Source organism: Aquabacterium sp. OR-4 (assembly GCF_025290835.2).
In the GTDB taxonomy this organism is placed as follows: Bacteria; Pseudomonadota; Gammaproteobacteria; order Burkholderiales; family Burkholderiaceae_C; genus Pseudaquabacterium.
The window spans coordinates 621,362-635,756 of sequence record NZ_JAOCQD020000003.1 but is presented as its reverse complement, the minus strand read 5'-3'; the positions used below and the strand labels follow the sequence as shown (position 1 = coordinate 635,756).

Below are 14,395 nucleotides of genomic sequence, written 5' to 3'. Positions count from 1 at the left end.
CCTGGCCCTTCAGATCCAGTAGGTCCAGAGCTTCATGCGCAGCCAGTCGGCCGAGCTGCGCGTCCAGATCGTCAGCAGGTTGGCGCGGCCTACGCTGATCTTGGCCACACCCTGCATGCCCGGGCTGAGCGCCGGCGTGACGCCCAGCCACGCGGCCTCGGCGCGAAAGCCATTGGCACCATCCTGCACGCTGGCGGTGGCGGTGATGCGGCTCAACTCGAAGTCGTGCCCCTGCTGCGGCTGGCCGGCCAGGCGCAGCACGCCGCGCTGCCCGTTGCGCACACGCGCGATGTCGTGCTCGGGAATGTGCAGCACCACGCGATAGCCGTCGGCCGACGCGATCTCGAACACCTCCTTGCCCAGCTCGAGCGGCGCACCGATCTGCTGCACCCAGTCGCCGCTGACCACCAGGCCGTCCAGCGGGGCCACCAGGGACGCGCGTGCCAGCTTGGCTTCCACCAGGGCCAGCTGGCCTTCGGCCCCCTGCAGCTCGGCGCCGGACAGCGCCACCGCCGGCGCATCGCGCTCGGCCATGGCCTGGCGCAGCTTGCCGGCGGCCTGGTCGCGATCGCCGCGCAGCTTGGCCGCTTCGAGCTGCAGTTCGCGGTCGTCCAGGCGCAGCAGCAACTGCTGGCGCTGCACCCGGTCGCCCGGCCGCACCATCACCTCGCGGATGAAGCCTTCATAAGGCATGGTCACCAGCTGGCGCGTGCGGCCCTCGATCACCATGTTGGCCGTGACACGGTCGTCGACCGGCACCAACACCAGCGCCAGCAGGCCCAGCAGCAGCGCCAGGGCGCCGGCCTTCCAGGCCAGATCGCCCGGGCCGCGCAGACGGGCCAGGCCGCGCCGCAACGCCAGCCAGGTGTAGGCCAGCCAGGGGCGCTGGGTCTCGCGCCAGTGGCGCAGCAAGGGCTCGGCCGCGGTGGCACTGGTGCCCAGCACCAGGCGCGCCAGTTCGGGCAGCGCGGCCTGGCCGTGCTGGGCCACCAGCACGGCCACCACCTCACCCTGCTCGAGCAGCGGCAGCGCCCAATAGCCGCCTTCGTCGAGCTGCCGCGATTCGACCAAAGCGCGCTGCGCCACCTCGCTGGCGGCCATCACCGCCGGCGAGCCCGCTTCGGCATGGCTGGTGTCGGCTGCCACCCACCAGTGCACCCGCTCGAAGCGGCACTCGAACAGGCTCAGCGCCAGCATCGCCTGCGCGGGCAGTTGCGCACGCGCCCAGGCCGCCGTGCGGTTGATCCAATCCTGCGCCGCGGCGCGCGCGCCACGCTGCGCACCCACGTGCCCCAGCAACTGCAACAGGGTGGCGGCACGCTGGTTGTGGGCCAGGCTGGCGGCACTGAGGGTGAGCTGCAGCCAGCCCAGCGACAGCAGCAGCAGCTGCAGGTTGCGGTCGTTGTGCGGCGGTGCCAGCAGCGCGCCCACGGTACCGGGGCGGCCATCGGGCAACATCAGCTGGGTGGCCACCAGCAGCTCACCGCCGGCCACGCGGGCCAGCGCCACCGGGCTGTCGGGGCTGACCCGGCCGCGCGCCTCGAGCCAGACCTCATCAACGGCGACCTGGCCTTCAGGGCGTTCGAAAGCGGCGCACCAGGCCGCGTCGGCACTGTGCAAGGCCACACCGTGGCACACCAGGCCCGCGGCGCCCAGCCGCTGCCGCCACGCGCTCAGCGCCGGCTGCAGCTCGGCCGCCTGGGCCACGGCCTCGGGCGGCAAGACGGTCTCATGTCCGGCCTCTGCGCCTTGCGGCGTTGCGGGCTCGGCGGCGTCGGGCAGCTGGCCTGCGGCACTCATGGCGTGGTGCCCGTGCGTGGGCCGCTCATTTCGGCGCCCGACCAGACCTGCAACAGGCTGTCGAGCGACAGCATGTCGGCGTCGCCCAGCTCGCCGACCAGGGCACGCAGCCGGAAGTGCTGCGCCCAGGCATCGTGCCGGGCACGCGACAGATCGCGCCGGGCCTCGAACAGCTTGCCCTGGGCCTCCAGCACCTCGGCATTGACCTTCAGCCCGACCTCGTAGCCACGCTGGTTGGCGCGCACCGACAAGGCCTGCGAGCGCTCGGCGGTGGTCAGCGCCTGAGCCTGGGCCGCCGCCGACTGGCTGGCGGCAAAGGCCTGGCGCACACCGATCACCAGCGTGCGGCGGGCCAGATCGAGCTCGCCACGGGCCTTGTCGCGCAAGGCCTGGGCCTCGGCCACCTTGCTCTGCGTGGCGCCGCTGGCAAACAACGGCACGTTGAGCGTGGCGCCCACCGCCGAGCTGGTGCCGCGCCGCGGGAAGAAGCTGGTCACCGTGCCGGTGTCGTTCGACTTCGAGTAGCTGTAGTTCAGCTCCACGCTCGGTGCGTGCGCCAGCTCGGCCTTGCGGATCTCGGCCTCGGCCACCGCCAGGGCCAGACGCGCCTGCAACAGCTGGGGGCTGTTCTGTTCGCCCACGCCCAGCCAGTCGTGCACACCGCCAGCCTGCCGCGGTGGCAGGGCATCGCCGGCCAGGGCGCGCCAGGGCAGATCGGGCACAGGGCCGCCGGCCACCTCGGCCAGCACCTGCTGGCGCAGCTCGAGTTCGGCCTCGGCAGCCAGGCGCTGGGCCAGCGCATGATCCACCCGCGCCTCGGCCTCGCGCACCTCGGTCACCGCCGCGCGCCCCACCTGGAAGCTGCGGCGCGCCAGGGCCAGCTGTGCTTGCAGCGCCTCGCGCTGGGCCTCGGCATGGGCCATCACGTCACGCGCCTTGAAGAGCTCGAGCAAGGCTTCCAGCAAACGCTGGCGCGACTCGATGCGCGCCTGCGCCAGCGCCTGCCCGGCCTGATCGCGCTGCAGGCGGGCCCCTTCGAGGGCTGGAAACAGCGTGCCCCGCCAGACCGGCTGGCTGACCTGGGCCGTGTACTGCGTGGAATGGAAGGGCCGCACCGATTCGGCCGGCTCCTCGCGGTAGCGCGACTGGTTGGTGCTGACGCTGGCACTGGCGGTGGGCCCGAAGGCCGCGCGGGCCTGGAACACCCGCTGGTCAGCCGCTTGCCACGACGCCTCGGCGGCACGCACGGCCGGGTCGGCGGCCAGCGCACGCTCGTGCAACTGCACCAGCGACTGCGCATCGGCCGTGCCCAGCGTCAGGGCACTCAGCATGCCGGCCAGTGCCTGCGTGGCCTGACGGGCCACCCAAGGCTGCCTGGGCGCATCAGCAAAGCTCGGCATCGAACGCATGGTGACCATGTTCGCACGCTGCCCTGCCCACCGGGCCAGCCAACGCCGCCCAGTGCCCGCCAAGCGCAGGCTCAAGCGCGGCGGCGGCGCGCCAGCACGCCGGCCGCCAGCGCGGCCGCCACCAGCCAGGCCGATGTCGGCTCGGGCGCGGTGCCGCCGCCACCGGTCTGGGTCTGCAGGCTCAGCTGGAAGTAACCGAGCACGCCGCCATCGTCGACATCCACCGTGCGGATCTCCACCAGATCCTGCCCGGTCAGCATGCCCAGAAAGGCGCCCAGGTCGTACTGATCCAGATGCGCGGTGTTGGTGCCGTTGGCGTCTTCACCCACGCTCAGGGTGCCGATCTGCTGGTTGTTCAGAAACACCGCGGCGGCGCCGTTGTAGCCCCAGCCGCCGGCAAACACCTGCAGGCTGGCGCCGGTGAGCGTGCCGATCCAGGCGCTGTCGATCTGCGCGCTGAAGCCGCCAAAGGCCCAGCCATTGGTGCCATCGGCCTCCGGGCCGAGCAGATCGAGAAACTCGAAGGCCTGCCCGTCGCCGACCCCGATGCCCAGGCCGTCCAGGGCGCCGTAGCGCGAGGTCACCTGCCCGGCCTGCGACGCCAGCGGCGCCAGCACCATCACGGCGGCGAGCGCAGCCGCTCTCAGGTGCGGAATCTTGAAGGGCAAGGTGCGCATGGCGTGGGCTCTTGTTGAATGACGAAGGCGTGACAAGAAGGAGCGGAGGTGGCGGACGCCAGTGACCGGATGCTAGGGTGGTGAAGGCGACACCACCATCCCGGAGCCGCGGGGCCGGCACCCGCGCTGGCCCCGCCGATCAGGTGCTATGGGCTTGAGACTTCAGGCAGCACGGCCCAGTCGCCACGGGCGTTGCGGGCAAACAGTTCGGCGCTCAGTTCGATGCCGCCCGCCGCCACACCCTTGGCGAGGTGGCCGCGCAGTTCAGCGATGCCATCGGGGGCTTCGCGGTCACAGAACAGCAGCACCCCGCGCGAGGGCACGGCCGCCACCGCGCCATGCGGCGTGTACTGGCGGGCCGGCCCCTCCCAGAACTCGTCGAGCAGCAGCACGCTGGCCTCGAACTGCTGGTCGAGCATCACGCCATGGATGGTGCCGTGGTGAAAGATGCGCAGCTTGCCGTTGGCAAGGCGGCCCAGGTTGATCAGCGCCAGTTCGTGCAGCGCCTCAACACGGGTGTTCAGGCTGCTCAGATGGTGCTGCTGGACATAGGAGAACACCTGGCCCTCGTCGTACAGGTAGCTCACCACCAGGCCATTGCCCAGCGGCTGGGTGACCGGCAACTGGTCAGCGAGATGGCGGTAGGCCTCGGGCAGCTGCGGCGTGCCTTCAGGCGCTTCGGCCTTGACGTAGGCGATGGCGCGCAGCACCGCGTCGCTGGCCTGGCGGCGTGAGTCGGGCGTGGCGGCGGTGGGATCGGTGGGCATGGGGATGGGGATGGGGTTCAGAGGTTCAGGCCGCAGACGGCGAGCAGGGCGCGCAAACTCGGCAAAGCGAATCGGCCGAGACTGTCGGCTTCGTACATCGCCACACGCTCGCGCGCACGCTGCTCAAAATCGGGGGCATCCACCGCGGCAGCGAGCAACAGGTCGGGATGGTAGTGGAGCAGATCGTGGCCATCGTTGCGTTGGCGAAGCCCGATGAAAGGGCACGCGGCGTTGTCGACCCGGTTGGCTTGATGCTCCAGCGCTTGCAGGCTGTCATGGTCCGAGAGCCAGTCCAGCACCACCCCGTCGTACACGGCCGCCAGTTCGTCCCGGCAGCGGGTGGTTTGCTCTGCGTCAGCCATCGGCAACGCGTAGACCGGATCGCCGGCACGCTTGTTCAGCAGCGGTGCCGGAGCCTCGAAGCTGAAGTTCAGCCCAGCCCGACGCGCGAAGTAATCCAGTGACAGCATCAACTGGGGCCCACCGTCGCTGCTGAGCGCCGGTTGCAGGCGGGCTGGCCAGTCCAGACGCAACCAAACGCCATGCTTGAGCAGCCTTCGCTCGGCGTTGGCGAAGACCCGAGCCTGACCGGCGGCGCCATTCTTGATGAACCAGAACTCACCACGTTGCGTCTGCCAGCCCCGGCGCTTGAAAACCGGTGCCAGCGCCTGCTGCAACCAGGCCTTCCGGGCAGCGGGTGATGCGTCGAGCGCCACTGGCGGCGACTCCGGCAGCGCACTGGCCACATCGTGGCGTGCCAGCACATGCCCCGATGGCAGACGTACCTCGCCGGCCTGCAGATCGAGCACCACCCAGCCCAGCCGGCGCGCGGCCGCCTCGATGGCCGGCAACACCGTGCCGAGCTCTGCCACGGCAGGACTGAGGCTGAGCACTGTCTCGCGGCCGTCGGCCTCGGGTTGCTCGACCCAGCTCGCGTCGGGATCGTGGCCGGGCGGCAGGGCCGCCTCGATGGCGGCCAGCAACTGGCCGGGCCCTGGATCGGGCTCATGCCGCAGCTGATGGCGCATGGCGCGCAGCGTGGCCTCGGCCTGTGCCAGGCTGGTCGGCACAGGCTGCTGCCAGAGGTGAACGACGTAACTCATGAGTCATCAACGCCGGGAAGGGCGCAGGGGGGCAGGGTCTTGACCCTCATTTTCCCCCCACCAACTGCTGCCACTGCGCCTTGGCCCGCTCCTCCAGCGCCTTCAGCCAGGCATCGCCCTGGGCACGGGCGCGCTCGGCCTCGGCCTGGGCAATCTCGGCTGCGGTCTTGGGCGGCAGCACCGGGGCCTCGGGCTGGCCCAGCGCTCCCCGGGCCTCGGCCAGCAGGGCCAGCGCCGCCGCGGCGGGCGCCGCAACGCTGCCGTCACCGGCCTGCTGGCTGAACTGCTGCGCCGCCGCCGTGCCCACGACGAAGGGGTTCAAGCCTGCCGGCGTGGCCACCGCAACGCCCGGCAACACCCGCACTGTCACGCTTTGACTGACGGTGGCGCTGGCGCCATTGCTGGTCTCGCTGCTGCGTGCCTGCAGCGTCAGCGTGAAGCTGCCGCTGTAGCCGGTGGGCGAGACGAGGCCCAGACGGGACAAATCCCAGCCAGCCAGGTTGATGTGCCCATCGGCCGCCAGCACCGCGGTGCGCGTGCCATCGCTGAGCTGCGCGCCGGCCGGCAGATCCGCACCGCCCAGGATGGCCAGCGACAGCTGTTCGCCAGCCACGCCCTCGGCCAGTGCGGCCGCCACGGCTGGCAAGGCGATTGGCGCGCCGGCCAGGCCGTAGACCTGGCCGGCAGCCACCGGCAAGGTCTCGACCAGGCGGATGTCGTCGATCATGGCCGCGCGCTGCGGCACCGTGGTGCCCGACGCGATGGCATCGCCGCCTTCCAGCACGATGGCCAGCCGGCGGGTCTGCCCGTTGCCGCTGAACTGGAAGCTCAATGCCTGCCAGTTCAGCGCCGCGGCCACGCTGGTGCCGCCATAGCTGCCCACACGCACGCCATCGACATAGATGCCGATCACGGTGTTGGCCGCGGCAAAGCCCAGGCCCCCGGCGTAATCCAGGCTCAGCGTATAGGTGGCACCGGAGATGGTCTCGACGCTGCGCTCCACACCCAGGGTCTGGTAGGCCAGGCTGCGTCCGCCATTGCGCAGCACCAGCCACTGCCGGCCGTTGTCGGCCATGGGCTGCACGGTGACCAGGTTGCCGGCCAGGCTCATGACCCGGTCGCCGGCGGCCTGCACCTCGAAGGCCGCGGTCTTGCCGGCCACGGCGGGCCGCACCGTCCAGCCTTCCAGCAGCGGGCCGGCCACGATGGTGGCGGCGGTATTGGCATTGGCCGGGCTCTCGAAGCCGGTGGCCAGCAGCTCGCGGCTGAGTGCCGCGTCGCGCGGGCTGAGCACCAGGGTGGGTGCATCGGCCACGGCCTCGAACTCGGCCAGCAGCAGCTGGCTGGCGGTGGCCCGCTCGCCGGTGCTGCCTTCGATGGCCGTGGCCTGCAGCTGCAGCGCCACGCTGCCATTGAAGTGGCGTGGCGGTGTCAGCACCAGGGCGTCGAGCTGCCAGCCGGCCAGGTTCAGCACCCGCTGCTGCGCGCTGGGCGTGAAGCTGCGCAGGCCGTCGCTGAGCGTGAAGCCATCGGGCAGGCCGGTCAGCGTGAGCACCAGGCTTTCCGAGCCGTCGTTGTCGACCAGGCCGGCCACCACCGCGTGCAGGGCCAGCGCCGCGTCTTCCAGACCGCGCACGCTGCCGCCACCGGCCAGCGCCAGCGTGGGCTGGTCGGCCACCGCGGTGATGTCCAGCAGCAGGCGTGCGCCCGGGCTGTACAGCGCGCCGTCAAAGGCGCGGTAGCCGATGGCCGCGTAGTGCGGCCGCTGGTTGCCTTCACCGTTGCCGAAGTGACCCGGGCCACCCGAGGCATCGGCCGCCGGCACGAAGCGCAGGCCGCGTGCGGCCAGATCGGCCTCGCCAAAGCGCTCACCCACCGCCACCGCAGCCCAGCTGCCATCGGCCTGCAGGCGATGCAGCAGGCCATCGATCGGCAGCGCGGTGATCTCCACCTGCAGCAGCTCGGGCTTGGCATCGGCATCGGCCACGGCGAAGTTCGCCCAGCCGATGGCCAGCGCCTGGTCTTCGCTGCCGCCGGCCTGGGCATCGGCCGCGGTGGGTGCGATGTTGGGCACCGTGTCGGCACTCACCGAGATCAGCACCTCCACGGTGACCGAATCCGCCTGGCCATCGCTGACGCGGTAGCTGAAGCGGTCAAGCCCCACATGGCCGGCGTTGGCGCGGTAGCTGAAGCTGCCATCGGCCAGCACCGTGAGCTGGCCATGGGCCGGGCCGGCAACCACCGCGGCGCTGAGCACATCGCCATCGACATCGCGCGCATCGGCCAGCGGGTCGAAGCGCAGGGCCTGGCCGGCCACCGCGGCCACGCTGCGCCCGCTGAGCTGGGGCGCATCGTTGACCGCATCGACCTGCAGCGCCACCGTGGCCACGTTGCCGGGCTGGCCGTCGATCACGAAGCGGTAGCTGAACTGGTCGCTGCCATGGAAGTCGGCATCGGGCCGGTAGCTGAAGCCACCATTGGCGCCGAGCACCAGGGTGCCGTGGCTGGGCCCGCTGACCTGCTCGACGGCCACGCCCGCAGCGCCCAGCGTCAGATCATTGGCCAGCACATTGCCGCTGGCGCTGCCGTCTTCTTGCAGCGTGAAGGCATCGCCCACCGCCTGGGCCTGGCCGATCATGCGCACCTCGCGCACGGTCACCGCGCTGCCCTGGGCCGCGAAGCCCAGCAGGTCGAAGCTGAGCAGCAGCGAGCGGCCGCTCAGCTCGGGCGCCAGGCTCACGAACCAGGTGCTGCTGCCGTCGGCATTGAGCTGGCGGGTCAGCGCGGCCGACTGGCGCTCGCGCCCGTCGGTCTGGATGTTCAGCAGCGCATCGCTGCGGCCCAGGCCCACGGTGCCGGCCACCGGCAGGCCGGTGGCGGTGTCGAGCAGGGCCACCTCGAAGGCATCCACCGGGCCGGCGGCATTGGCCACCAGCGACAGGGCGTCAAGGGTGAAGGCCAGCACACGGTCACTGGCCTGCACCACGAAGGCCTGGCTCAGCTGGGCCTGCGCGCCAGCCGATTCCAGCAGCTGCACGCCGCCGCCCGGGGCGGCCTGGGTGTTGCCACGCCGCGTCCAGGCAGCCAGATCGGCCGCCGTGGCCAGCGCCCCGCCGGCCAGCGCCGCCGTGCCGGTGACGGCCAGGCTGCTGGGCGTGGCGCCTGCGGCGGTCACTTGCACGGCATTGCCCAGGCGCTGGCCGCTGGCCAGCACCGTGACCGTGCCGGCCGCGCCGCTGCTGGTGACGGTGTTGAACAGGCCAGCCTGCGGCAGGCGGCGCACGCCGGCATCAATCACGCCCGACATCACCGCGCCGGGCTCGGACAGGTCGTCCAGGCCCAGCACATGGCCGATCTCGTGAATCATCACCGAGAGCATGTCCACGCCGCCCTGGGCATCCAGCGCGCTGCGCTGCAGCGTGAGCACGCCGCCGCTGCCGAGGGCGAACTCTTCCGAGCTGAGCGGCGTCTGGTCGATGAACCAGCCGGCACCGGCGGCATCGGGCGACAGCGTCACCGTGACGCCTCGGGCCTCGCCCAGAACGCCGGTGGCCAGCTGCTGCACCACGATCTGAACCTGGGCCAGAAGCGCCGGGTCGGCACCTGCCTGCAACCAGTGGCTGCGGGCGGCATCGGCCAGGCGGGTGAGCAATTGCTCGTCCAGACCGGCGGCCGAGACGCCATCGTCGTCGGGGTCGGCCGTGCCCAGTTGCTGGGGTGAACCCGGCGGGGGCGTGTAGGTGAAGGCACGGTCTTCAAAGTCAGCCCACGCCGTCGGGCTCCAGTCCATGATGCCCTTTTGCACCAAGTCACCATCGACCACCTTGGGCGAGCGGGTGTGGATCGTGATCGTGGGATCGATCGTGATCTTGTCGGGATCCAGCCCGAACGCTGCGAGCGGACCCGTTCCCCGGTAGCGCTCGAGCGCTGCCCGATGCCCGGAATTGACCACGCGCCAGGCTTCCGTGCCGTCTGCCTGACCGGCCGCGATGCGCGGGAACATCTGGTTCTGCAGCTTCGTCAACTCGTCGTCGAAGTGATTCGCCGCCGACCCGTTGGGGTCGCTCAGATCCTTCGATGTGCTGGACTTGGCCTCGTGCAGCCTCACCACGAAGCGCGACTTGGTCGGTGAGGTGGCGTCGTACACCTCCATCACCACGGCAAAGTCTGGCCGCACACCACCGTACGTGCGCCCCGGGTTGCGCACCTGGAACTGCTCGAAGACCTCCTTGACCCGCACCTGGCCAGGCTGAAGCTCGCCCACCGGCGGCGCGAGGGTTTCGCCGGCCTTCAGGTGCTGGCCGGCCAGGATCGCAGACATCAACTCCAGCTCATGCTGGTCGGCAATGGCCTTTTGCCGCCCCACGCGCTCGCCGCTGGTCGGCGTCGTGCCGGGCGGCGTGTCCACTTCCTCCAGGGCTTCCAGTTCGCGCTTGAGGTCCCGGTCCATCTGGGCGTTGTCGGCCACATCCTTGGCGCGGGTGTGCAGGTAGTTGTCGACATGGGCCTGGATTTCGGCCTGGGTCATCGAACGGTCCTGCAGCTTCTTGTGCAGGCCGGTGATCTCGGCCAGTTCGTGCTGCATCAGCGCAGGCATGCGATCGCCAGCGGTGTTGAAGATGCCGGGGCGCACCTTGATCACCAGCGGCGCGGCATGGTCACCGAAGAAATCGTCCCAGCCAAAGCGGGGGTTCTGGCCCTCGACCTTGGACTGCGAGGTCGGTTGCTTGATCACCCAGCGCGCGTCGACGACGCGGTTGTCGCTGGTCCTGAGCTCGTCTGCGATGCGGGCAGGCTCGAAGCGCACCACCAGCGGTCGGTTCTGGCTGTCGCGCATGGCATTGAATGTGACGTCGAACGCCACCTTGCCATCCACGGTGACCTTGGCCGCCTTGGCTTGCAGGCCAGCCACCACGCCGCTGGCCTCGATCTCCTTGGTCAGCGCCGCAAAGTCGATCGGGTCGGCCGTGTCGCGGAAGGTGGACTTGGCCGCCTGCTCTTCCATCGTGCCGGCGCCCTCCACGTGCTTGAACTGCTGTGCACTCGGCGTACGCCCGTTCTGCGCATTCTTGGTCGAGTTCTTGCGTTCCTGGAAGTCGCTCAGGTCCTGCATGGCCTTACTGGCATTGCGCGACTGCAGGTTGGCCTCCTCCACCTTCTTGGCCGCCTCCAGCTCGAGGCGGCGCACAGTGGCCGCCGAGGCACCGGGTTCACCGCGCGACATCGCGGCGCGCGCGTCATTGAGGTCCTTCACCGCGCGCTTGGCGTCGCCATAAGACAGGCTGGCGCCCAGCAGCGTGGACATGGCCTGGTCGCGCAGCAGGTCGTCGCCACCGGCATTGCGCATGGCGATCAGCGCACCCGAGATGTCGTGCACCGCCGTCAGCGCCGAGACCGCCGGGTTGCGTTCGACCGCCTGCTTCATCGGGGTGAGGAACAGGTCGAGACGCGTGGCATTGCCATCGCGGTAGTCGGCCGCCACCTGGCTGAGCGGCGGGATGTCGGCGATCGGCGTGCCGTTGAACTCGGCCTGGGCCATCGCGGCGATGGCGAACCAGGCGTCGCCGGCCAGCTTGCCGATCTCGCCAACGCCGGCCACGAAGCCGTCACCCAGCATGGCCAGCGAGCGGCCGATGCCGGGCTCGTTGTCGGCATAGCTCAGGTTGGCCAGGATGTCGCGTGACTCCTGCAGGTTCTGCAGCGCGTTGCCGTCGCTCAGGCCGAACAGGCGGCGCATGCCCAGCTCCACACCCGACCAGGTGCTCATCATCGTGGCACCGATGCGGATGGTCATGGTCTCCCAGGCGCTGCCGGTGGGCGGCATGCGGCGCTCGGCCTTCAGGTCGGCCGCCGGCACCGGGTTGGGCGGCAGCGGCGGCAAGGCCACACCGGCCACCGACACCACCTCTTCCATCGGCGCGTAGTTGCCGATGCCATAGATCCACACGAAGGGTCGGCCGGCCTGGATCTCGTCGTAACGTGCGGGGGCCACCTGCTGCGGCTGGCTGGCGCCGGCGCGGTCGATGGGTTTCCACAGCTCGGCGCCGTTGCGGGCGATGGCCGCCTGGATCAGCGCACCGGCATTCCATACGAACATCGATTCGTACATCTTGCCGGTGAAGTTGACGCCGTAGCCCTCGTCGATCCAGACCTCGGCAAACAGGTTGCCGTTCTCGGCCAGCGAGAGCTCCTTGATCGAGCCGCCCGGAATGGGCGTGGTGGCGCCCAGGAACACCGGTGCACCGCGCTTGCCGAAGGGGTCACGCACCACACCGATCTTGCCGCCGATCTGCTTGCCGAAGCCGAAGCCGTTTTCGGCATTGAAGTGCACATCGTTGAAGATGAAGTTGTAGTCGGCCACCAGCGCGTACTCTTCGCCGCCATACAACGCGATCACCGTATCGGCGGCGCGCTGGATGTTTTGCTGCCACTTCATCTGCAGGTACTGGTAGCCCGCCGGTCTCAGCTCGGGCTGTACGCTGGCCACGCTGGTGATGTTGCCGTTCTCGTCGAAGCTGTAGCGCAGACCGGTGACGCCGCGGTTGTAGTCCTTGGCGTTGGACAGCAGGAAGTTGCCGGCCTCGGGGCCGGCCGAGATGAACTGCGGGCCCTTGCCGCCATTGGCGCTGGCGTAGTTCTCGAGCAGCTTGGGCGTGCCATCGAGGCGGCCGCGGTCGTCGATCTGGTACAGATCGAGCACATAGAAGTTGCCACGGGTCAGGCCCGGCGCGTTCGACAGCGGGATGCGCGCCTGCGGCGCCCCGAAGGCCAGGTAGCGCCCGCCGCTGACGGCCATGTCGGTGTAGCCGAAGGGCGCATTGATCAGGCGCAGCGCCGGGATGTCTTGCTGGCGCTGCAGGAAGCCGGACGAGGTCTGCTCGATGTCGACGCGCACGATGCGCCCGCCGCCGCTGCCGTAGCTGCTGCCCTCGGCCACGTACAGCCAGCCGTCGTTGACCAGCAGGCTGGAAATCGACGCGCCGCCACCCTCCAGGCGGAGGGTGTGGAAGATCTTGCGCGTGAGCGTGTCGTAGACGTGGATCAGGCCATTGCGCGCCGCGATGAAGGCCATCGAGCCGTCGGCGCTGAACGTGATCTGGTTGACATAGCTGCCGTACAGGCTCAGTGCATTGCCGCGCTCGTCGGTGCTGAGGCTGGCCACCAGGGTCACCGCCCCCGGCGTGGCGCCGCTGCCGGCCACACGCGGGGCGTTCTTGTAGACGTTGAGCGCGCCCCAGGTGGTGACCAGCGTGTCGCTGTCGTTGTTCGGGTTGTCGTCGGTGTTGTCCACCGTGGTCCAGGCGCGCTGCATCAGCGATTCAGCCGTGTTGCGCAGGGCCACGATGTCGCCTTCGGGGTTGGGTGCCATCGGCACCCGTTCCACGTAGACATGGTGCTGTGACAGCGCAATGCCGTCGGGCAGCGTGATCTCCAGCGTGTCGGTGCCGCCGTCGCCCGGCCAGGCGAAGGCGCTGTAGCCATGCCAGACCATGCCGCGCTCGGGCCACTGGCCGTTGGGCGCCTCGAGCTGGTCGCCACGCGGCTGCAGCCACACCTTGAAGGCAAAGCTGCTGCGCGAGGTGCCCTCGGGCCAGAAGTCCTTGCCGATGACGGTCAGGCGCTGGCTGCCGGCCTCGTACTTGATGCTGGTGATGCGCGGCAGGTGCAGCGTGTCGGCCGGGGCCTCGGGGAAATCGACCGAGATGGTGCGCGGCGTGAGGGCCGAGACCGGCACGGCGCGCTTGTAGCTGCCGTCCAGCGTGTACTTCACCGAGTACACCGGCGAGGCCGATGCGGCAAAGATGCCGATGGCCGCCACGGCCATCATCGGCGACGGCGCCATGGCGATCATCATCTGCTGGGACCAGATCGCGTCCCAGTTGATGAAGGCGCCCTTGACCTCGATCTCGCCGGTGTCGTCGTCCTTCACCTTGCCGCGCGTGGCCACCAGCATCTGGCCCGACATGAAGCCGTTGTACGGCGGGCTCGAGGTGCGGGCCATGCCGTCGGCGCCGATGACGCCGTTGTCCACCAGCCACCAGGTGTCGTGCACCGTGCCGTCGGCATCCAGGATCTGGCCCTTGCGCCAGAAGAAGATCTGCGTGCCGGCCGCCAGCGGCGTGGACTGGCCGGTGAGCGGATCAACCGCCGGCTGCACCTTCAGCGCCAGTTGCACCGGCTGGCCGGCAGTGAGGCCGCCCAGGTCGATCTGCCAGGCGCCGAGGGCTTCCTGCACCTCGCTGGCCGGCAGCGGCATGCCCACATCACCCAGTGCGCGGGCCGCGATCGACACCTGCGTGCCCTCGGGCAGGGCGCCGGGGGCCAGCATCATCAGGTTGCCGGCGGCATCTTGCACCGCGGCGCCGCTGTCGCCCACCGTGGCCGTGCCCAGCGAGGGCGCCATCACGGTGAGTTCGAGGTCGTACTGCTTGCCCAGGTGCATCACGCTGATGCGCGTGAGGCCGGTGGTCTTGGCACGGATCAGGCCGTCGGCCGTGACCTCGGCGATGCGCGGGTCACTGATGACATAGCGCGTGCCGTTGGCGGCACCCGAGATCAGGGTCTCGTCGGCCAGGCGCACCTTGAGCTGGCGCTCGCCGCCCGGCACCAGGGTGAGGGCGCGCGGGTAGACGTCAACC

General features: G+C 70.2%; 6 protein-coding genes (1 of these 6 only partly in view). All 6 read right to left on the bottom strand.

Going from position 1 to position 14,395, the window contains the following annotated elements; translation table 11 throughout:
• Positions 1-9: 9 nt before the first annotated feature.
• Entirely contained in the window at positions 10-1,800 is a 1,791-nt protein-coding gene (locus tag N4G63_RS24560) for an efflux RND transporter periplasmic adaptor subunit (protein WP_314600264.1), read from the bottom strand.
• Positions 1,797-3,131, bottom strand: a complete 1,335-nt coding sequence (locus tag N4G63_RS24555) for a TolC family outer membrane protein (RefSeq protein WP_260789605.1) — start codon at positions 3,129-3,131, stop codon at positions 1,797-1,799. Before N4G63_RS24555 ends, N4G63_RS24560 begins: the two co-directional genes overlap by 4 nt.
• Before the next feature lie 149 nt (positions 3,132-3,280).
• Complete coding sequence (locus N4G63_RS24550; protein WP_260789604.1) at positions 3,281-3,886, bottom strand: PEP-CTERM sorting domain-containing protein; 606 nt, start codon at positions 3,884-3,886, stop codon at positions 3,281-3,283.
• A gap of 146 nt (positions 3,887-4,032) precedes the next feature.
• Entirely contained in the window at positions 4,033-4,653 is a 621-nt protein-coding gene (locus N4G63_RS24545; protein ID WP_260789603.1) for a DUF1444 domain-containing protein, read from the bottom strand.
• 17 nt (positions 4,654-4,670) lie between these two features.
• Entirely contained in the window at positions 4,671-5,756 is a 1,086-nt protein-coding gene (locus tag N4G63_RS24540) for a hypothetical protein (protein WP_314600263.1), read from the bottom strand.
• A 46-nt stretch (positions 5,757-5,802) separates the two neighbouring features.
• A protein-coding gene (locus N4G63_RS24535; RefSeq protein ID WP_314600262.1) for a calcium-binding protein crosses the window boundary here: on the bottom strand, positions 5,803-14,395 show its final stretch. It continues 23,201 nt past the right edge of the window; only the last 8,593 of its 31,794 coding nucleotides appear in the window; the start codon falls outside the window, past its right edge; its stop codon occupies positions 5,803-5,805.

Coding starts and splice junctions, on each gene's coding strand:
- N4G63_RS24560 (WP_314600264.1), bottom strand. CDS start 1,800: ATGAGTGCCGCAGGCCAGCTGCCCGACGCCGCCGAGCCCGCAACGCCG.
- N4G63_RS24555 (WP_260789605.1), bottom strand. CDS start 3,131: ATGCTGAGTGCCCTGACGCTGGGCACGGCCGATGCGCAGTCGCTGGTG.
- N4G63_RS24550 (WP_260789604.1), bottom strand. CDS start 3,886: ATGCGCACCTTGCCCTTCAAGATTCCGCACCTGAGAGCGGCTGCGCTC.
- N4G63_RS24545 (WP_260789603.1), bottom strand. CDS start 4,653: ATGCCCACCGATCCCACCGCCGCCACGCCCGACTCACGCCGCCAGGCC.
- N4G63_RS24540 (WP_314600263.1), bottom strand. CDS start 5,756: ATGAGTTACGTCGTTCACCTCTGGCAGCAGCCTGTGCCGACCAGCCTG.